This window comes from Allobosea sp. 10L417 (genome assembly GCF_056395485.1).
In genome coordinates this window covers 549,704-568,739 of sequence record NZ_JBFTJP010000002.1, presented here as the reverse complement: position 1 = coordinate 568,739, position 19,036 = coordinate 549,704, and the positions used below count along the sequence as shown (strand labels likewise).

Below are 19,036 nucleotides of genomic sequence, written 5' to 3'. Positions count from 1 at the left end.
GCTTGGACAACGGCGCGCGCCTTTACCTTGGCGCCGAGCGATTTTTACTGAGATTCGAAACCGCAAGAAGCCGCCCCGTCAAGGCAGCACGACCTATGTCCTCACCTGGGATATGAGGTTCAGATAGAATGTTTTCTGACCCATTACGACAAGCAGCATTGCCGAATAAGTTGCTGCCATGACGCTCGCGCTGAGAGCAACCCTCAACAGAGCAGGCTCTGTGTGACCGACGAGAGCCTCAACCGCGACAGCGGCAATCGTCGCGACAATCGCCGAACCGAAAGGAGGCCAAATTGCGCCAAGTAGATCGGTCATCGTGATGCTTGTGCCTTTGACGCACCACATCATGTGCGGAACAAGCCACAAGGACAGCGCGATGGAAAAAGCCGCAGCCACACCGGTCGGTCCGTAAGGCAGCCCGGCGAGATAGGAGACAATACAAATCGGTGCGAGAACCAACGCAATATTCAAGCTTCGCCGTTGCAGGCCGCTCGACATCAGAAACCAGGCGAGCGGATCGACCAAGCCAAAGAACAGAACGGTTGGCGTCAACAGGCGAAAGATCGTCGCCGCGGCCTCCCAACGGGGGCCCATTACGACGCGAATGATGTCATCCGCGAATACGGCAGAAAACAGTGTGATTGGAGCCGTCAAAGCAACGACGAGCGAGTAACCTTTGATGAAGTAGTTCTTATATCGCGCAGGCTCATTCTGAAGGCGCGACAAGGCGGAGAACGCCACGCTTCCAAGGGCACCGTTCAGTTGCGTCGTCGGGATATTGATAAGTTGATATGCTCGCGAATAAAGACCGAGCGCATCAGCTCCCCAGAATCGACCGATCAAAATCTTGTCGAGGTTATAGGCGATATAAACGACGAGGCTATTCAAGCTCGTCGTTCCGCCGAATTTCAGCATCGCCATCACCTTGGCATCGCGGTGCGGCCAACCCGGCCTCCAACCCACGACGAGCCACATCACGACAGTATTGATAACTGTTATTCCAACCGAGGGTACAACGAGCGACCAATAGCCCCAGCCGGTGGCAGCCATCGCGATTGCTGTGACCGTATTCACGAGAACGCTGAAAACGTCGATCAGAGCCAGCGTGACGTAACGCAACTCGCGGTGCAGTATGGCCGCATATTGCGCACCGGCGGCGCTGAACAGGAAGCCGCCGGATATCACCGCCGTGACCCCGAAAAGACGAGGTTCTTGATAAAAGCGAATGAGAATTGGCGCAGTCAACAGGCAAAGTAGGGTAAGGGTCGCGCCTATGAGCATGTTGACCCAGAACAGCGTGGACTTTTGCTCCTCGGTGACGGTTGCTTGTTGGATGGCGGCCGCCGAAAGGCCCCCGTCCCGAAACAGGTCGTAAATTCCGGTTATGACTGTGACCATGGCGACAAGGCCGAACTCCGACGGCGAAAGGAGCCGCGCCATCACCACGATGTAAAACAGCCGCAGCGCAAACGTTATCCCCTGGCCGACAAGCTTGGCGAGGCCGCCTCGAATTGTACGCTGCTTCAGGACTTCCATATGCTTCCGTTCCCGGTGGGTCGGGCGGTGATTTCGAGCCGCGAAGGTCTTCGTTCGCAAAGTTGTTCGCGAACCCTACGTCGTGTCGATGACGATTACCATGGAATTTTCCCGTCAAATTGGATATCGTCTGGGATCACCGCGCCTCCGGGTGGGCTTGATCGAGCGAACCACGTATCAACAGAAGGAGCTCAACATGAAGATGCGAGCCGGTGACTGGGTCGAGGTACGAAGCAAGGAGGAGATCCTTGCAACGCTCGATAAGGGTGGCCGCCTCGATGGACTGCCGTTCATGCCGCAGATGTTCGAATACTGTGGTCAAAAATTCGAGATCTATAAGAGCGCACACAAAACCTGCGACACGGTCAGCGGAGATTATGTCGGCCGCCGGCTGCCTGACAGTGTCCACTTGAATCATCGGTGCGACGGCGCGGCTTACGGGGGGTGCCAGGCAGGATGCCTGATCTTCTGGAAGCAGGCTTGGCTCAAACCCGTCGAAAAGGGCGAATTCGCGGAAATATCCGACGCCGGGCGCCTCTCAGCAGGCTGCACCGAAGAGGACGTGTTGAAAGCGACCCACGCATCGGACTCCAAGCAAAATACAAGGTATTTCTGCCAGGCCACCGAGCTTCTACAGTATACGCGGCCGCTCAAATGGTGGGACGCACGCCAGTATATCGAGGACTATGCGTCCGGAAATAATTCCCTGCCCAGGATGATGCGTGGTTTTTTGTACTTCGCATTCATTTACATGACCATGGCCAAGAGGCGAAGGTTGGGCCGTCCTGGACGTTGGTTCTACGATCGGGTTCAATCACTGTGGGGCGGCGTTCCGTTTCCCAGGCGGGCAGGAGACCTTCCGCCTGGCGCGATCGGGCCGGTATCAGACCTTAATTTACAAGCCGGGGACTGGGTCCGGGTCCGATCCTTTGAGGAAATCCGGAAAACGATCGACGCGTCCAATCAGAACCGAGGCATGAGATTTGATGCTGAGCTCGTTCCCTATTGTGGTAAGGTTATGCAGGTAAAAACGCGCGTGGAGACTTTCGTCGATGAGAGGACCGGGCTTATGCGGCGGCTCAAAACACCCGCTGTCATTCTGGAGAATTCGTACTGCCGCTCCAGTTACAGCGAGAATAGATTGTTTTGTCCAAGAAATATATACACGTGGTGGCGAGAGATCTGGCTAGAAAAAGTTGACGCTGTAAACGGCAGTGGAGAGGTAGGGAAATAAATTTCGTCTGGGACTTCGCGCTAACATGAACTGAGAGAAGCGGATCATGCGCTCAAAGTCGGCATTCCCGCTCGTCGTCATCGCGACGCCGGTCTACAATGGCGAGAAGTATTTGGCTGATACCATAGCGTGCGTGCAATCGCTCGATTATCCAAATCTCGTTCACGTCATTCTGGACAATGCTAGCACGGACGCCACTCCGGAGATTATTGCGCAGCATGCGAATGGCCGAGTCCCGATCCTGAGCCATCGTAATCCGAGCACGATCCCCATGGCGGCGAATTTCAACGCTGTCCTCAATCTTTTGCCGGCCGAGGCTGGCTATTTCCGGCTCCTATGCGCCGATGATTTGATGACTACCGACTCTATTCGCCGACAAATCGAGCTCGCAGAACAGCATCCCGATGTGGTTGCGGTTGGTTGCCTCGAATACTCCGACCACCTCCGCGACGAAAACATTCCTCGAAATCAGACCGTTTTCGACGGAATATCAATTATTCGCGCCTATTTGCGCGAGGATAATACGGTATTTTCGGGGACGCATTTTCTGTTTCGTCGATCCCTGATCGACATGAGCCGTTCATTTTATGACGAAAATCTTCTTCCTTACCTTGATGCTGAGGCTGCTTTACGCGCTTGCCTGCATAACAACCTTGCGTTTATCCATGAAGGTCTGGCAATTAGGCGGATTCACGATAGCAATGCCTATGACGTTCATGTAAAGCTCGGATTTGCGCTTCTCGATCGGCTGCAAATTTTAGTCCGGTACGGCCCGATCGTGCTGGAGCAGGAAGAGTACCGTCACCGTCTCGTTCAGCAGAGGCGGCGCTATATTCGCCGCCTTCTTCGCCTGCGTTGGTTCGAACGTGACAAGGCTACCTTCAGCAATCACTTGGAAAGGCTGAGTGCCACCGGCCATCCAGCCCGTTGGTTCGATTTCGCCGATGCCGTCGCCGATTGGGCCTTTCTTGCGATGGCAGGGCGCAGACACTTGGCAAGGGGGAAAACGTAACAAGGCTGTAGCGTCGGGTGCCCATTGCCCGATTGGTTCGGGACAGGAAGCGGTCTCCTCGCAGCAATCGCCGGCTCGGTTTATCTGAACAGTTTCCGGCCTGTTGCTAAGTGGGTTCCAGCCTCGATTATGCCGCAGCCGGGATTGGCAGCAGCGTGTTGAAGTATGCTTGGTCGGGGGTTTGGCGCCCCAGCCCCTGACAAGGCCTCCGGCCGTTGTAGAAGTCGAGATACCGGCCGATCGAGGCGCACGCCTCCGACACGCTGGCATAAGCGCGCAGATAGGCCCCCTCGTATTTCAGCGATTTCCAGAGGCGTTCGACGAAGACGTTGTCGCGCCAGGCGCCCTTGCCGTCCATGCTGGTCCTGATATTTGCGCCGATCAGCAGGCCGGTAAACTCGCGGCTGGCGAACTGAGTGCCCTGGTCGGCGTCGCCGCGACAATGCCGCGGCTGAACCAGTCGATGACAGCCGCGAGATAGACGATGCCTCGCGCCATCGGGATGCAGGTGATGTCCATCGCCCAGACCTGGTTGGTGCGGTCACCGGCAGCTTGCGCAGCAGGTGGGGAGAGATCGGATAACCCGGAACCCGCTTCGAGGTGTTCGGCCTGCGATAGAGCGCCTCGATCCCCATGCGCCGCATCAGCGTGACAACATGCAGGCGCCCCACGACATGACCCTCGGCATACAGCAGATCGCGGATCGTGCCGATCTGGTTCTCGACTTGACCCTTCTCCGAGCTGGCCGCCGATGTGCAGGCCACCGGCTCGACCAGGCGATGCGGCAGAGCTGAAGGAAGCGCCGGTTGAACTCCCGGGCGCGGCCGACGAAGGCGGTCTCCACCGCCGTCTTCACGTTGTCGTAGATGCCGCCGGCAACCCCGCCACAGAAGGCGAAGGCCTCGTCATGCGCATCGAAGACCATCTCCTGCGTCTGGCAAATAGGCGCGCACGCTCGGCATGCGGCTATAGGCCAGCCACATCTGGGCGACCTTCACGACGACGGGCAGCCCGTGGAGTTCGATCGCCTCATGGCTCCAGTCGAACTGATAGGCCTCGCCGGCATCGAAGCGCAGCCGAATGAAGGCCTGCGCCGGCATTCGTGCGCGGTCGGCACGCCAGCCCCCCTGTAGCGGGGGACAGAAATGGGGGACATCGCGGGGAACACCCTCGATTTTTCGCATCATTTTATCGTTTGATTTCAGCTACTTAAGCCACCCTTAAAAGAGTGGCGCGACCTACGGGAGTCGAACCCGTCTCCCCAGCGTGAAAGGCTGGTGTCCTAACCGATAGACGAAGGTCGCTCTGCCTCGAACCGGGAAGGTTCGTGCCGAAGCGGGGCGAGGTATAGTGGCAGGCCTGCCGCTCTGCAAGCGCCCGTTCACAAGAAATGTGGATGACTCGGTTTCGATGACGATCTGCTAGACCGGGCGAGCGAGATCGAGGATGCGCAGCTCCGCCGTCTCGTTGCCGCCCCAACGATTGAGCGAGAGCGTCGCCGCCAGATGTACGGTTTCGCCACGCGCCCCGAACAGAGCCTGCCCTAAGGGCTCCTGCGCCGCGCGAAAGGCAATCCCGCCAACGCTGGCACCATCGCCCGAGCGCAGCTTGATGCGGACATGGCCACCGCTGCCGATCTCGACGGCGTCGGTCAGGCGATGCGCCGGGAAGACGAAGACCGGCTCCGGGCTGCCCGAACCGAACGGCCCGGCCTTCTCGATCTCGGCGATCAGCCGCGGACTCGCGCCGCCGGCGCTGAGCGCCGCGTCGACGAGCAGCGCCTCGGCCTCGCCGGCGGCGCCGACCTCGCGGGCGAGATGGTCGTTCAGGAACGCGTGGAACGGCGCGGCCTGCCCGCTAGCCAGCGTCACGCCAGCCGCCATGGCATGGCCACCGCCCTTGACCGCGAGCCCCGCCTCGACGGCGGCGCGCACGGCCCGGCCCAGATCGACGCCAGCGACTGACCTGCCGGAGCCGGTCGCCCCACCCTCCCCGTTCAGCGCGAGCGCAAAGGCTGGGCGGCGGAAGCGCTCCTTGAGCCGTGCCGCGACCAGCCCGACGATGCCGGGGTGCCAATCGGCGCTGCCGGTGAGCAGGACCGGCAGTTCGGCCATGCCGGCGAGCTCATGCTCGGCCTGCGACACCGCCTCCAGCACGGCGAGCCGCTCGATCTCCTGACGCTCCTGGTTGAGGCGGTTGAGCTCGGCGGCGATGCTGCGCGCCTCGACCTCGTCATCGCTCAGAAGCAGGCGCGCGCCGAGCGCGGCGTCTCCGATGCGTCCGCCCGCATTGATGCGCGGCCCGAGCAGGAAGCCGAGATGCCAGGGCTGGATCGGCCCATCAAGGCCGGAGACATCCATCAGCGCCGCGAGGCCAGGGCGGGCGCGGCTGCGCATCATCGCCAGCCCCTGCCGCACGAAGGCGCGGTTCAGCCCCTGCAGCGGCACGACGTCGGCGACCGTCGCCAGCGCGACGAGATCGAGCATCGCCAGCAGGTCGGGCTCGCCGCCGCGCACCGCCCAATGGCCCTGCCGGCGCAACGCCCGGCTGGTGGCGACCAGCGCGAGGAAGACCACGCCGGCAGCGCAGAGATGGCCAAGTCCCGAGAGATCGTCCTGCCGGTTCGGATTGACCAGCGCCTCGACCGGCGGCAAGCGCTCCGGCGCCTGATGGTGATCGAGCACCACGACGTCGAGGCCGAGCCTGCGGGCCTCTGCCAGCGGCTCCTCGCTGGTCGTGCCGCAATCGACCGTGACGAGGAGCGTGGCGCCCTCGCCCGCGAGCATCCGGATAGCCTCGCTGTTGGGGCCGTAGCCCTCGATCAGCCGGTCGGGGATATGGATGCGCGGGCGCGCCCCGCCCTGTGTCAGAAGGCCGGCGAGCAGCGCGGAGGAGCAGGCACCGTCGACGTCGTAGTCGCCGAAGATCGCGACGCGCTCGCCACGCATCGCCGCCTGCGCCAGCCGCGCCGCCGCAGGCTCCATGTCGGTGAGGACGGCCGGGTCCGGCAGCAGGTCGCGCAGCTTCGGCTCGAGGAAGCGCATCGCCTCGGCCGGCTCGACGCCGCGAGAAGCGAGCAGGCGCGACAGGATATCGGACAGCCCCTCGCGCTGGGACAAGGCCTCCGCCCGGCCGAGACCCGCCGTATCGAGCCGGTCGCGCCAGGGACGACCGAGCACCGAACGGGTGACGCCAAGGAAAACACGGGATTGTTGCATCGGACTCATTGTCCCAACGGCGTCGCGCAAGCCGGGCGCGAGGTCAACCAGTGTCGAGCTTGGCCGTATTGGGAGCGGCCGTCATATTGCGTGCAAGCCACCGGCAGAGGCGGCATCCCGGGGGGATCATGCAGCACGAAACCGATGTGGCGATCGTCGGCGCGGGGCTTTCCGGCCTCGTCGCCGCCTGCGAGATAGCGGAAGCCGGGCGCAAGGTCGTGCTGCTCGATCAGGAACCTGAGCAATCGCTCGGGGGGCAGGCCTTCTGGTCTCTGGGCGGGCTGTTCCTCATCGACAGCCCCGAGCAGCGGCGGCTGCGCATCCGCGATTCCCGCGAACTGGCGCGGGACGACTGGTTCGGATCGGCTGGCTTCGACCGGCCGGAGGATGAATGGCCTCGGCGCTGGGCCGAGGCCTATCTCGACTTTGCCGCCGGCGAGAAGCGCAGCTGGCTGCACGGCATGGGCATGCGTTGGTTTCCGGTCGTCGGATGGGCCGAGCGCGGAGGCGGCCTCGCGACGGGCCACGGCAACTCGGTGCCGCGCTTCCATGTCACCTGGGGCACGGGTCCGGGGGTGCTGGAGCCCTTTCTGCGCCGGGCGAAGGATGCGCAGGCCAAGGGCCTGCTCGCCTTCCATTTCCGCCACCGCGTCACCGGCTTCACGCGCAGCGCCGGGGCGATCGAGGGCGTCGAAGGCGAGGTGCTGGAGCCGAGCCATGTTGCGCGCGGCGAAAAGAGCGGACGCGGCGTCACCGGCTCCTTCCAGTTGAAGGCGCAGGCCGTCATCGTCACCTCCGGCGGCATCGGCGGCAATCACGAGCTCGTCCGGGCGCGGTGGCCGACGCGCCTTGGCAAGCCCCCGTCTCGGCTGCTCTCAGGCGTGCCTGATCATGTCGACGGCGCCATGCTCGCAGTGGCCGAGGCGGCCGGCGGGCGGCTGATCAACGGCGACAGGATGTGGCACTATGTCGAGGGCATCGCCAATTGGGCGCCGATCTGGCCGCGCCATGGCATCCGCATCCTGCCCGGCCCGTCCTCGCTCTGGTTCGATGCGCGCGGCAACCGTCTCCCGGTTCCGCTCTTCCCCGGCTTCGACACGCTCGGCACGCTCGAGCACATCATGACGACCGGCTACGACTATTCCTGGTTCGTGCTGAACCGCAGCATCATCGCCAAGGAGTTCGCGCTGTCGGGCTCCGAGCAGAACCCGGACCTGACCGGCAGAAGCTGGCGGCAGGTCCTCGGCCGCGCCGGCGGCGGCGTGCCCGGCCCGGTACAGGCCTTCATGGACAAGGGCGAGGATTTCATCGTCGAGAGCGATCTCAGCCGCCTCGTCGCGCGCATGAATGCGCTGACCCATGAGGCGCTGATCGACGAGGCGCATCTGCGCGGGCAGATCGAGGCGCGCGACCGGGCCCTCGCCAATCCCTTCGCGAAGGATCTGCAGATCACAGCACTGCGTGGCGCGCGCAACTATCTCGGCGACAGGCTGATCCGCACGGCCAAGCCCCATCGCATCCTCGATCGGGCCCATGGTCCGCTAATCGCGGTCAGGCTCAACATCCTGACGCGAAAATCGCTCGGCGGGCTGATGACGGATCTGTCGTCACGGGTCCTGGATGCGGCGGGCGAGCCCGTGCCGGGGCTCTATGCCGCTGGCGAAGCGGCCGGATTCGGCGGCGGCGGCGTCCACGGCTATCGCGCGCTCGAAGGCACCTTCCTTGGCGGCTGCATTTTCTCAGGGCGCGCCGCCGGCCGCGCGGCCGCTACGGCCATAGCCTGAGGGCGCAACTCCTTCCTTCGACAACTTACGGCGGCGTGTTTCCGAAGAGCCGCGCCACAGCCTGCGCGCGGCTGCGGGCACCGAGCTTACGCTTGGCGTTCTCGACATGGCTGTGGGCGGTCGTCTGCGCAATGCCCAGCTTTTCGGCAATCTCGCCATCGGACAGGCCATCGGCGACATAGGCAAGGCAGTCGCGCTCGCGTTGGCTGAGGCCAACCGCAAGCGGGGTGGGCATCGTCGCGAAGCGTGTCATCCGCTCATGCGTCAGCACAGCCGCCAGGGCGATAATCCGAATGTCTCGCGGCGAGAGATCCAAGCGCTCGAAGCCCATGCTGATGACACCGACGCGCCCGCCCGGTTCATGACAGGGAACGGCAAGGCCATCCTGCAAGCCGATCTCGCGCGCGAGCTTGAGGCCGCGCCAATCCATCAAATCGGGAAAGCCCGGATCGCTCCAGCGAAAGGGTGAAACCCGTCTGGCAGGAGCGAAGATCACGGGATTTCCGCGGTCGAGGCCGAGCCTCGTATATTCTTCGAGCCACCCTGGCGGCGAGAGCTGCGCATAGCGCCGACCGCCCGCGACAATGCGCTCCACGGGCAAAATCGGAGAAGCGGGAAATGAGCCCGCGAAGAAACCGCAATTTCCAAACGGGGCAAGGGCCTGACGCAGAACCAATCCCGCAGCCATTGGCGATGCGGCCTGATCGAGGCCATCGACCAAATCGAGCGCTCGGGCGAATGCGGACAAAAACAAACCCCGGAAAGATTGCTTTCCGGGGCTAGCATACGTTCGGTTATGTCAAAATGTCATTCGACATGCGCAACGCGCTCAGTCGAGCTGGAACTTCGAGAACTCACGGTGCTCGCCATAGATGCGGCGGACCGTGCCGGTGATCGAGCGATAGACCAGCGTCTCGGTCTCGATCACGTCCTTGCCGAACTTCACGCCCGAGAGCAGGCCGCCATCGGTCACGCCGGTGGCGCAGACGATGACGTCGCCCGAGGCCATCTCCGACATGTCGTATTTCTTGTTCGGGTCCTTGACGCCCATGCCCGCCGCGCGCACGCGCTTCTCCTCGGTGTCGAGGATAAGCCGGCCCTGCATCTGGCCGCCGACACAGCGCAGCGCGGCCGCCGCGAGCACGCCCTCGGGCGCGCCGCCGATGCCGAGATAAAGGTCGATGCCGGTCTTCTCTGGCTGGGTGCAGAAGATCACGCCGGCGACGTCACCGTCGGTGATCAGGCGGATCGAGCAGCCGGTCTTGCGGACCTCCTCGATCAGCTTGGCATGGCGCGGGCGGTCCATGATCAGCGTCGAGATCTCATGCGGCTTCACGCCCTTGGCCTTGGCCAGCGCATTGATGTTGTCGGCCGGCGAGGCGTCGAGGTCGATCACGCCCTTGGCATAGCCCGGGCCGCACGCGATCTTGTCCATGTAGACGTCGGGTGCGTAGAGCAGGCTGCCGGCGCCGGCCATCGCCATCACCGCGATCGAGCCCGGCATGTCCTTGGCGCAAAGGGTCGTGCCCTCGAGCGGATCGACCGCGATATGCACCTTCGGCCCCTGCTTGTTGCCAACCTTCTCGCCGATGAAGAGCATCGGCGCCTCGTCACGCTCGCCCTCGCCGATGACGATCTCGCCGTCGATCGGCAGACGGTTCAATTCGCGGCGCATGGCATCGACGGCAGCCTGGTCGGCGGCCTTCTCGTTGCCATGGCCGCGCAGGCGGGCGGCGGAGACGGCAGCGCGTTCGGTGACGCGCACGAGTTCCATCGAGAGATAGCGCTCGATGATCTGATCCGGGGAGATGCGAAGATCGACGGACATGAAATGGTTTCCCCTTGCAATGTTACGGGTAGAATCGACCCGAAGGCCTATTCCCGCTCTATGCGGATAACTTGCGGCGGTTCCGCGACATGGCCGTCCGCGGTGACCTTTTCGAGCGCGGTGCGGATGGCCGACTCGCTCGTGGCATAGGTGATCAGCACGACCGGAACCGGCGCGCCGGAACGGCCTCCCGGATCGCGATTGGCGGCTTCGGGCGAGCGGCGCTGGACGATGCTCTCCAGCGAAATGTCGGCCTCGGCCATGCGGGTGGCGATCGCGGCCGCCGCGCCCGGCCGATCCGCGACGGCGAGGCGGACATAGTAGCCGCCTTCGTGACGCTGCATCGGCGCGCGCTTGGCTTCCTCGAGACGGGCAACGGGCAAGCCGAACGGCAGGCCAGCCGTGCCGCGCGCGACATCGGCGATGTCGGCGACGACCGCCGAAGCGGTCGGATCGCCGCCGGCGCCGGGGCCGACCAGCGTGATCTCGCGAACCGCATCGGCGTCCACGCTGACGGCGTTGAGCACGCCCATCACCTGCGCGATGGCGGAGGATTTCGGCACCATGGTCGGATGCACGCGCTGCTCGATGCCAGTCTTGGTGCGCTCGGCGACGCCGAGCAGCTTGATCCGGTAGCCGAGCTCATCGGCCATCTTCAGGTCGAGCGGCGTGATCGCGGAAATGCCTTCGACATGAATCGCTTCGGCGTCGATCTTCGTGCCGAAGGAGAGGCTGGTCAGGATGGCAAGTTTATGGGCGGTGTCGAAGCCCTCGACGTCGAAGGTCGGGTCCGCTTCGGCGTAGCCCAGGCGCTGGGCGTCCGCCAGGCAGGCCTCGAAGGTCAACCCTTCCTGCTCCATCCGCGAGAGGATGTAGTTGCAGGTGCCGTTGAGGATGCCTGAGATGCGGCTGACATTGTTGCCGGCGAGCGCCTCGCGCAGCGTCTTCACCACCGGGATGCCACCGGCCGACGAGGCCTCGAAGGCAAGCGCCACGCCGTTGCTTTCGGCCAGTTCCGCCAGCGCGACGCCATGGGCCGCGAGCAGGGCCTTGTTGGCGGTGACGACATGCTTTCCGGCCGAAAGCGCGGCTTCGACCGCCGCCTTGGCCGGGCCGTCCGAGCCGCCCATCAGCTCGACCACACAATCGACGTCGTCGGATTTCGCCAGCGCGACAGGATCATCGAACCAAACCAGGCCGCCAAGATCGACGCCGCGGTCGCGCTTGCGATCGCGGGCCGAGACTGCAACCACACGGATCGACCGGCCGCAACGTGCCGCCAGCGCATTCTCCTGCCGTTGCAGGATCTTCAGGACGGAGGCACCGACCGTGCCGAGGCCGGCGAGGCCGACACGCAGAGGCCGGGAAGCGTTCGAAAGTGCAGCGCTGGTCATGGGCGCGGGGTCGCATGCGGCGCGATGCGAGTCAACGGAGGGCTAAGCCGTAACGCCCCGCAAATGCCGTCAGAGCTACTCGCGCTGGGCCGAAACAACGAAGGCGGCGAGGCCTCCTTCGATCGGGCCCAAGCCGAACCGGCGCTCCAGCGCCTTCGCGACGGCCTCGGTCGCCGCCATGAGCCCCGGCCCGCCTCGTGCCTCGATCTCTCCGCGGATCGGTGTCCCCTGGCAGAACGCCGTCGCGACATCGATCGCGGAATCGGCGCGGGCGCGCTTCTCGACACGCTCGATCGCCGGCCTTGCGAAGCCGCCGGCCATGAGATCGAGCTCTATCGTCCCGATATCATGGTAGCCATGCGGCGTGCGCTCGATGAAGCGAGGAGGATCGGCCGGGAAGGTTTCGGCGAGCGCCTCCAGGAGCACCACCGTGAAGTCGTTGCTGGCGACCGCGTCCCAGACATTGAACAGATAGCGTCCGCCCGGCCGCAGAACACGCCACACGCCGCGATGGCTTTTCGGCTTGTCGGGAAAGAACATCACCCCGAACTGGCAGGCCGCGACATCGAAGCTCCCATCCGCGAACGGCAGATCGAGCGCGTCCGCCTGCTGCCAGGCGACCCTGCCATCGCCCGCAAATTGCGCGGCGGCAAGGTCGAGCATCGGCTGATTGAGATCGGTAGCGAGGATGCTCGCCCCGCCGAGACGCGCCGCCATCGCCCGCGTCAACGCGCCCGTGCCGGCCGCAAGCTCGAGAATCTGCGAGGGCTGCGATGCCATGACGCGGGCGGCCAAATCGTCAGCATAAGGCCGAAAGATCAGAGGTACGAGCAGCCGATCGTAGATCTGCGGGATGGGACCGGCGAAAACCTTGTCCGTCGCTTCCATGGCAGCACCTGTGGCAGCGCCCCCTGGACAACATAGCTCAGCGCCTGACGCAACGAAACCGCGTTGTCAAAGCTGTCGCGCCCGAAGGGCGCAGGTGAAGCACCGGCCCCAAGGGCGCAGCGCCTCGGCGATTTCAGCAAGCGGTCTCAGCCGAAATGGCAGACCACTTCCGCAGCGACGCGCTTCACCTTTCCGTCCTCGAAGCCGAGATAGATGCGCAGCAGGTTGCTGCCGAAGGCCGTCGCCTTGATGGTGTGCAGCGCCTCGATGGAGTTGCCTTCGGAAACCGTGCTGTTCTCGACCGCCGGCGTCCAGAACCAGGGTTTCGGCGGATCGATCGTGATCTCGGTAAGCCTGCGCTCGGCCTCGGCCCGCTCCGTTCCGACGGGGATGAAACGGGAGACGATATCGGTCGCGTCGCGGGCGCATTCGCGCCCTTTCGTGACCGACAGCACTTCGGAAACCAGCGCCGAGCGCGTCTCCGGGATGCGCCCCTTCGAGTAGTCATAGGTCGCGACGAGGCAGACCAGGGCGAAGACGGCGAAAGCAACGCCGAGCAAGCGGCCTTTTCGGAGCATGGAGACGGGCCTCGGACGCGGTGCGGAGCAGGCTGTCCGCACCGCATCGGTTCCCATGTTTTGCGCCTCCGAGTCCAGAGGCCGCAGCACCACAGTCCCGGAGAACCGCCCTACCCCGCCTTCGGCATCTGGATGACGTTGTGCAGCGTCGCGTCAGCGCCCTTCAGGAAGCGGCCGATATTGCGCGCCGCCTGGCGGATGCGCTGCTCGTTCTCGACGATGGCGATGCGGACATAATCATCCCCGTGTTCGCCGAAGCCGATACCGGGAGCGACAGCGACCTCGGCCTTCTCGATCAGAAGCTTCGAGAACTCCAGCGAGCCGAGATGGCGGAACTTTTCGGGGATCGCGACCCAGGCGAACATCGAGGCCTCCGGCGCCGGGAAGTCCCAGCCGGCCTTGCCGAAGCTCTCCACCAGCGCATCGCGGCGCTTGCGGTAGATATCGCGCATCTCGCGGATGCAGTCGTCCGGGCCGTTGAGCGCCGCCGCGGCCGCGACCTGGATCGGCGTATAGGCGCCATAGTCGAGATAGGATTTCACCCGCGCCAGCGCCGCCAGCAGGCGTTCGTTGCCGACGGCGAAGCCCATGCGCCAGCCTGCCATGGAGAAGGTCTTCGACATGGAGGTGAATTCGACCGCAACGTCGATCGCGCCCGGCACCTGCAGCATCGAGGGCGGCGGGTTGTCGTCGTCGAAATAAACCTCGGCATAGGCGAGGTCCGACAGCAGGATGATGTCGTGCTTCTTCGCGAAGGCGACGAGGTCCCGGTAGAAGTCGAGCGTCGCGACATAGGCCGTCGGATTCGCCGGATAGCAGGTGACGAGCGCGATCGGCTTCGGCACGGAATGCGCCATCGCCCGCTCCAGCGCCGGGAACATCGCCGGCGTCGGCTCGGCCGGAACCGAACGAATCACGCCGCCCGCCATCAGGAAGCCGAAGGCGTGGATCGGATAGCTTGGATTGGGCACGAGCACCACGTCGCCCGGCCCGGTGATGGCCTGCGCCATGTTGGCGAAGCCTTCCTTGGAGCCGAGCGTCGCGACCACCTGCGTCTCGGGATTGAGCTTCACGCCGAAGCGGCGCTCATAATAATTCGCCTGGGCGCGGCGCAGGCCGACAATGCCCTTCGAGGCGGAGTAACGGTCGGTGCGCGGCTTGCCGGCAGTCTCGACCAGCTTCTCGATGACGTGCTTCGGCGCCGGCAGGTCGGGATTGCCCATGCCGAGATCAATGATGTCGACGCCCTTGGCGCGCTCGGCGGCCTTGATCTTGTTGACCTGTTCGAAAACGTAGGGCGGCAGGCGCTTGATACGATGAAAATCGGTCATTTCGAACAGGTCCTTGGCCGGGGGCGCCGGCAGTCATCCTCAGGCGCTGGTCACTTCTTTGCGCCAGAGGTGCTTAGCACCGCATCTTTCGTCCGCACAGAACAAAAAACGCAATATTTTGCCGCTGCGACGAAATGGCGACACGCGCGCCGAAAGCCCTCCTTTCGCCGAGGCTGGAAATCAGTTCTGCGGAATCTTCGCAGGCTGGGGAGCCGGCGTCTCGCCCAGCGACTTGGCCTGCGTGCCGGCGCTTTCGTTGGCCTGGCGCTTGGCCTCGAGCTGGGACTCGATCTTCTGGAAGTCCGAGCGCTTCTTGCAGGGATCATTGGGGCCGCGGGTCGGCTTGGGCGCCGCAAAGCGGGCCGCCTGCCCCGTCGGCACGTAAGGAGCCGGCGGATTCGGGCCCGGGCAAAGCTGATCGACCCCGATCGTGCTGCCGACGGGAATGTATTGCGCGTCCGCGGGCCGTGTCTCCCGGACGAAGCTCCTGGCCTCTTGCGGCGTCGTCGCCATGCCGGCCGCTTCCGCAACGCCCTTGATGCCCTCATTCCCGGCGCAGCCCGCCAGGGCGATGCCGGCAGCGGCCATCACCACCGCGATCCGGAGCGGCTTCGTCGCAGGCATCTCGATCGGCATGGGTTCTTCCAGCAGGTTTGTCGAATGTGCTTGGTAAAGCACAGCGGTTGCGTCCTTAATAGGACCAAAATGGGAAGCCATGCGCTATCCTATGACGACAAGGGGGAAGACGACTCATGAACCGCCATGTCGACGACCGCGCCAAGGACCACAAAGGTTCCGCCGAGTCCCCGGTTCCTGACTTCGACCAGTTCGCGCAGAACATGGGACGGCTGGTCGAGGAATACGGCAAGGTCACCGCCGCCTATCTGAAGCCCCTGGAACGCGGCCAGCCCAAGACAGGCCAGGCCGATGAGGCGAGCGACATGGTCAAGACGCTCGGCCGCGTCGCCGAGCAATGGGTCAATGATCCCGCCAAGATCATCGAAGCGCAGGCTTCGTTGACCCGCGACTTCATGAATCTGTGGAGCGCGGCGCTGAAGCGCGCCAGCGGCGAGGAGGTAGCCCCGGTCGCCGAGCCAGATCAGCGCGACAATCGCTTCAAGGATCCGGACTGGACGAACCTCCCGACCTTCGACTTCATCAAGCAGGCCTATCTCATCGGCTCGCGCTGGGCCGAGACCATGGTCGAGAAGGCTGACGACCTCGACCCGCATACGCGCAACAAGGCGCGCTTCTACATCAAGCAGATCGCCGGAGCGCTCTCGCCGACCAATTTCGTCGCGACCAATCCCGAACTGCTGCGCGAGACCTTGCAGCAGAACGGCGAAAATCTGGTGCGAGGCATGAAGATGCTCGCCGAGGACGTCGAGGCCGGCGGCGGCGAGCTCAAGATTCGCCAGTCCGATGCCAAGGCCTTCGAGGTCGGCGTCAACATCGCCACGACGCCCGGCAAGGTGGTCTTCCGCGACGAGGTCATGGAGCTGATCCAGTACGCGCCGTCGACGCCGCAGGTGTTCAAGCGACCGCTGCTGATCGTGCCCCCCTGGATCAACAAGTTCTACATCCTCGACCTCAATCCGGAGAAGAGCTTCATCCGCTGGTGCGTCGAGCAGGGGCTGACGGTGTTCTGCATCTCCTGGGTCAATCCCGACGCCCGGCATGCCACCAAGGATTTCGAAAGCTATATGCACGAGGGCATCTTCGCCGCCCTCGATGCGATCGAGCGCATAACGGGCGAGAAGCGCGTTTCGGCCATCGGCTACTGCGTCGGTGGCACGCTGCTCGGCATGACGCTGGCCTATATGGCCGCCATCGGCGACAAGCGGATCGAGAGCGCCACCTTCTTCACCACGCAGGTCGATTTCTCGCAGCCGGGCGAGCTTTCGGTCTTCGTGGACGAAGAACAGATCCACGCAATCGAAGAGCAGATGGCCAAGACCGGCTATCTCGATGGCTCACGCATGTCGGGCGCCTTCAACATGCTCAGGCCCAACGACCTGATCTGGTCCTATGCGGTCAACAATTACCTGAAGGGCAGGACGCCCGCGGCATTCGACCTGCTCTACTGGAACTCGGATTCGACCCGGATGCCGGCGGCGAACCATTCCTTCTATCTGCGCAACTGCTATCTCGACAACACACTCGCCCGGGGCGAGATGACGATCGGCGGGAAGAGACTCGATCTGCGGCGCGTGACGATGCCGGTCTACAATCTCGCCACGCGGGAGGATCACATCGCCCCGGCACAATCCGTCTTCAACGGCTCGCAATGCTTCGGCGGCCCGGTGGAGCACGTCGTGGCGGGCTCCGGCCATATCGCCGGCGTCGTCAACCCGCCCAGCAAGGTGAAGTACCAGTACTGGACGGGCGGGCCGGCCAAGGGGAGCTATACCGACTGGCAGGCGAAGGCCGAGGAGCACCCGGGCTCATGGTGGCCGCATTGGTTCGCCTGGCTCGAAGCGCAGGCGCCGAAGAAGGTGGCGGCGCGCGAACCGGGGGGCGGCAAGCTGCCCGCGCTCGCCGATGCGCCCGGCACCTATGTCAAGGTCCGGGTCTGAGACGATCAAGGGGATGCATCGTCGGCTGGCGAGGCCAATGCGCCGCGCCGACCTTCGCCACCTCGCCCGCGTCATCGCGCGGGCCCTGCATCGGGACCCGGCCATCGGCCAGTGGATCGGCACGCTCGCGAAGAGATGAATCAGCGGGATCTTGGCGACTGATCGCCGAGATCCCCGGAACCCTTGCTGGCGGATCGCCTCCGGCAACCTTGCCGAAGTCGGAAACAGAAAAGCCGGCCTGTCGGGCCGGCTTTTCCGAGCGCGTTCTGCGCCGAAATCAGTATTTGCGCACGACCGGATGGACCGGCACGGTCTGGGTCGGGTCGTCCCAGCGATAGGTGATGCCGACCGAGGCGATGTTAACATAGGGCTTGGCCTCGGCGGTATAGAACACGGCGCCCTGCTGCGGATGCGCGCCGTCGTAATTCACCTTGGCCTTCTTCACGTCGATAAAGGTGTAGCCGAGGTCAAGCTTGATCTTGTCGGTGAGCTGGTAGCTCGCACCCGCCGAAAGCCAGAGGCGATCATTGTCCGAGATGAAGATCGTGCGGTTGCGGTCGTTGACCGCCGAGAGTTCGTAGCCGACACCGGCGCGCAAAGTCAGCGCATTGCTGTACTTGTATTCCGCGCCGAGCGTGAAGAACCAGGCGTCGTCATACTGGAAGTTCAGGCTCGTCACCGGGATGCCGCCGAGCTTGCTGACGACCGGGATGTTGCGGAAGCGGCTCCAGTTCGTCCATTCGACGCCGGCATGGACCTGCCACTGGTCGTTGATCACCTGCGAGACGCCGAACACAACCGAGTCCGGCAGGTTGAGGTTCGCCTTGACGGGAACGACCGCGAGCGGCGTGCGGAAGGTGCCTTCCAGCGTCTGGCGGATTTCGGAACGATAGGCCAGGCCGATGCTGGTGCCCTGGAACGGCGTCAACGTGAAGCCGAAGCGGTAGCCGAAATCGATCGTGTCGCCTTCGATGATGACCGGCGGCGCCGTCGGGCCGATGCCGGCGGCCTGCTTGAGGCTCGCGCTGAAGTACTGAACCTGCAGCGCGGCACCGATCGAGAGCCAATCATTGACCTGATAGCCGACGGTCGGCGAGACGTTGATCGTCGTCACCTTGGCGGAGCGGCCATAGATCTGGGCGGCGTGCACCTGGTCGTCGGGCTTCGACCGGAGGCCGTAGGGCGCCCCGGTGTGCATACCGATCCAGAGCCGGTCGGTAAGCTGCCAGGCCGAGTAGGAGGCCGGGATGAAGCCGCCATCGCCCCCGATATTGCCCGTGCCGTTCTGGATCGGGCTCGCCGGGCCGTTGGGCGAGCCGAGGCGCGTAACCGAAGTCGGATCGTAGCTCGCATTGGCGTTGAGGTAGGTGAAGTTCCAGTTGCTGTTGCGGCCGGGGAACATCGTGATGGTCGCCGGGTTCCAGGCCATCGAGCCCATGCCGATGCCGCCGGACGCCGCACCGGCATAAGCCATACCCAGGCCTTCGGCGCTCTGGCCGCTGCGGATCGCGAAAGAGCTCGCGGAAGCGGCGCCAGCGGCGAGGAGAGCGGCAACCGAAACCGTGGCGGCTGCAGCAGTACGAACAAGGCCCTTCATCGAATCCATCCCGGTTAAGCTTTTCCGAGGCGCGCGGACCTCGGTTGATTCGAAGCATGA

General features: G+C 64.1%; 15 protein-coding genes, 1 tRNA gene and 1 pseudogene. 4 read left to right on the top strand and 13 right to left on the bottom strand.

Annotation, left to right across the window (positions count from 1 at the left end; all coding sequences use genetic code 11):
- Positions 1-93: 93 nt before the first annotated feature.
- Complete coding sequence (locus AC1DE3_RS08905) at positions 94-1,536, bottom strand: lipopolysaccharide biosynthesis protein (RefSeq protein ID WP_441511242.1); 1,443 nt, start codon at positions 1,534-1,536, stop codon at positions 94-96.
- 88 nt (positions 1,537-1,624) lie between these two features.
- Here AC1DE3_RS08905 and AC1DE3_RS08900 point away from each other — a divergent pair, with 88 nt between their 5' ends.
- Entirely contained in the window at positions 1,625-2,770 is a 1,146-nt protein-coding gene (locus tag AC1DE3_RS08900) for a hypothetical protein (RefSeq protein WP_441511531.1), read from the top strand.
- Positions 2,771-2,816: 46 nt separating this feature from the next.
- Positions 2,817-3,782, top strand: coding sequence for a glycosyltransferase (locus AC1DE3_RS08895; protein WP_441511241.1), 966 nt, complete (start codon positions 2,817-2,819; stop codon positions 3,780-3,782).
- Positions 3,783-3,909: 127 nt separating this feature from the next.
- Here the strand turns inward: AC1DE3_RS08895 and AC1DE3_RS08890 are convergent.
- The 4 genes and pseudogenes from AC1DE3_RS08890 to recJ form a co-directional block, all read right to left on the bottom strand.
- Positions 3,910-4,486, bottom strand: a pseudogene (locus tag AC1DE3_RS08890) (transposase); the annotation flags it as partial.
- A 201-nt stretch (positions 4,487-4,687) separates the two neighbouring features.
- A complete protein-coding gene (locus tag AC1DE3_RS08885) occupies positions 4,688-4,882 on the bottom strand; it encodes a hypothetical protein (RefSeq protein WP_441511240.1) in 195 nt (64 codons plus the stop codon).
- A 129-nt stretch (positions 4,883-5,011) separates the two neighbouring features.
- Positions 5,012-5,086: transfer RNA gene (locus tag AC1DE3_RS08880), tRNA-Glu, on the bottom strand.
- A gap of 117 nt (positions 5,087-5,203) precedes the next feature.
- Entirely contained in the window at positions 5,204-7,000 is a 1,797-nt protein-coding gene (recJ, locus tag AC1DE3_RS08875; RefSeq protein ID WP_441511239.1) for a single-stranded-DNA-specific exonuclease RecJ, read from the bottom strand.
- A gap of 128 nt (positions 7,001-7,128) precedes the next feature.
- On the opposite strand from recJ, the gene AC1DE3_RS08870 reads away from it, so the two are divergent.
- The gene (locus tag AC1DE3_RS08870; protein WP_441511238.1) at positions 7,129-8,784 is read left to right on the top strand and encodes an FAD-binding dehydrogenase; all 1,656 of its coding nucleotides are present in this window, start codon (positions 7,129-7,131) and stop codon (positions 8,782-8,784) included.
- Between the two features lie 25 nt (positions 8,785-8,809).
- On the opposite strand, the gene AC1DE3_RS08865 is transcribed toward AC1DE3_RS08870, so the two are convergent.
- The 7 genes from AC1DE3_RS08865 to AC1DE3_RS08835 form a co-directional block, all read right to left on the bottom strand.
- Positions 8,810-9,379, bottom strand: coding sequence for a helix-turn-helix transcriptional regulator (locus AC1DE3_RS08865; RefSeq protein ID WP_441511237.1), 570 nt, complete (start codon positions 9,377-9,379; stop codon positions 8,810-8,812).
- A gap of 234 nt (positions 9,380-9,613) precedes the next feature.
- The gene (gene glpX, locus AC1DE3_RS08860; RefSeq protein WP_441511236.1) at positions 9,614-10,612 is read right to left on the bottom strand and encodes a class II fructose-bisphosphatase; all 999 of its coding nucleotides are present in this window, start codon (positions 10,610-10,612) and stop codon (positions 9,614-9,616) included.
- Positions 10,613-10,659: 47 nt separating this feature from the next.
- Positions 10,660-12,006: a homoserine dehydrogenase gene (locus AC1DE3_RS08855; protein ID WP_441511235.1), complete on the bottom strand. Its 1,347-nt coding sequence runs from the start codon at positions 12,004-12,006 to the stop codon at positions 10,660-10,662.
- A gap of 75 nt (positions 12,007-12,081) precedes the next feature.
- A complete protein-coding gene (locus AC1DE3_RS08850) occupies positions 12,082-12,894 on the bottom strand; it encodes a class I SAM-dependent methyltransferase (RefSeq protein ID WP_441511234.1) in 813 nt (270 codons plus the stop codon).
- A gap of 146 nt (positions 12,895-13,040) precedes the next feature.
- Positions 13,041-13,454, bottom strand: coding sequence for a hypothetical protein (locus AC1DE3_RS08845; protein WP_441511233.1), 414 nt, complete (start codon positions 13,452-13,454; stop codon positions 13,041-13,043).
- A gap of 128 nt (positions 13,455-13,582) precedes the next feature.
- On the bottom strand, positions 13,583-14,803 hold the full coding sequence (locus AC1DE3_RS08840) for an LL-diaminopimelate aminotransferase (protein WP_441511232.1): 1,221 nt from the start codon (positions 14,801-14,803) through the stop codon (positions 13,583-13,585).
- A 180-nt stretch (positions 14,804-14,983) separates the two neighbouring features.
- Complete coding sequence (locus tag AC1DE3_RS08835; RefSeq protein WP_441511231.1) at positions 14,984-15,439, bottom strand: hypothetical protein; 456 nt, start codon at positions 15,437-15,439, stop codon at positions 14,984-14,986.
- A gap of 116 nt (positions 15,440-15,555) precedes the next feature.
- On the opposite strand from AC1DE3_RS08835, the gene AC1DE3_RS08830 reads away from it, so the two are divergent.
- The gene (locus tag AC1DE3_RS08830; RefSeq protein WP_441511230.1) at positions 15,556-17,379 is read left to right on the top strand and encodes a PHA/PHB synthase family protein; all 1,824 of its coding nucleotides are present in this window, start codon (positions 15,556-15,558) and stop codon (positions 17,377-17,379) included.
- A gap of 277 nt (positions 17,380-17,656) precedes the next feature.
- Here the strand turns inward: AC1DE3_RS08830 and AC1DE3_RS08825 are convergent, their stop codons facing one another.
- Complete coding sequence (locus tag AC1DE3_RS08825) at positions 17,657-18,976, bottom strand: OmpP1/FadL family transporter (RefSeq protein ID WP_441511229.1); 1,320 nt, start codon at positions 18,974-18,976, stop codon at positions 17,657-17,659.
- Positions 18,977-19,036 lie beyond the last annotated feature (60 nt).

Bases quoted from the DNA above. Each gene is read 5' to 3' on its own strand.
- AC1DE3_RS08855 (WP_441511235.1), bottom strand. From the start codon at position 12,006: ATGACCAGCGCTGCACTTTCGAACGCTTCCCGGCCTCTGCGTGTCGGC.
- AC1DE3_RS08885 (WP_441511240.1), bottom strand. From the start codon at position 4,882: ATGCCGGCGCAGGCCTTCATTCGGCTGCGCTTCGATGCCGGCGAGGCC.
- glpX (WP_441511236.1), bottom strand. From the start codon at position 10,612: ATGTCCGTCGATCTTCGCATCTCCCCGGATCAGATCATCGAGCGCTAT.
- AC1DE3_RS08895 (WP_441511241.1), top strand. From the start codon at position 2,817: ATGCGCTCAAAGTCGGCATTCCCGCTCGTCGTCATCGCGACGCCGGTC.
- AC1DE3_RS08850 (WP_441511234.1), bottom strand. From the start codon at position 12,894: ATGGAAGCGACGGACAAGGTTTTCGCCGGTCCCATCCCGCAGATCTAC.
- AC1DE3_RS08870 (WP_441511238.1), top strand. From the start codon at position 7,129: ATGCAGCACGAAACCGATGTGGCGATCGTCGGCGCGGGGCTTTCCGGC.
- AC1DE3_RS08900 (WP_441511531.1), top strand. From the start codon at position 1,625: ATGACGATTACCATGGAATTTTCCCGTCAAATTGGATATCGTCTGGGA.
- AC1DE3_RS08830 (WP_441511230.1), top strand. From the start codon at position 15,556: ATGAACCGCCATGTCGACGACCGCGCCAAGGACCACAAAGGTTCCGCC.
- AC1DE3_RS08840 (WP_441511232.1), bottom strand. From the start codon at position 14,803: ATGACCGATTTTCATCGTATCAAGCGCCTGCCGCCCTACGTTTTCGAA.
- AC1DE3_RS08905 (WP_441511242.1), bottom strand. From the start codon at position 1,536: ATGGAAGTCCTGAAGCAGCGTACAATTCGAGGCGGCCTCGCCAAGCTT.
- AC1DE3_RS08825 (WP_441511229.1), bottom strand. From the start codon at position 18,976: ATGAAGGGCCTTGTTCGTACTGCTGCAGCCGCCACGGTTTCGGTTGCC.
- AC1DE3_RS08835 (WP_441511231.1), bottom strand. From the start codon at position 15,439: ATGCCGATCGAGATGCCTGCGACGAAGCCGCTCCGGATCGCGGTGGTG.
- recJ (WP_441511239.1), bottom strand. From the start codon at position 7,000: ATGCAACAATCCCGTGTTTTCCTTGGCGTCACCCGTTCGGTGCTCGGT.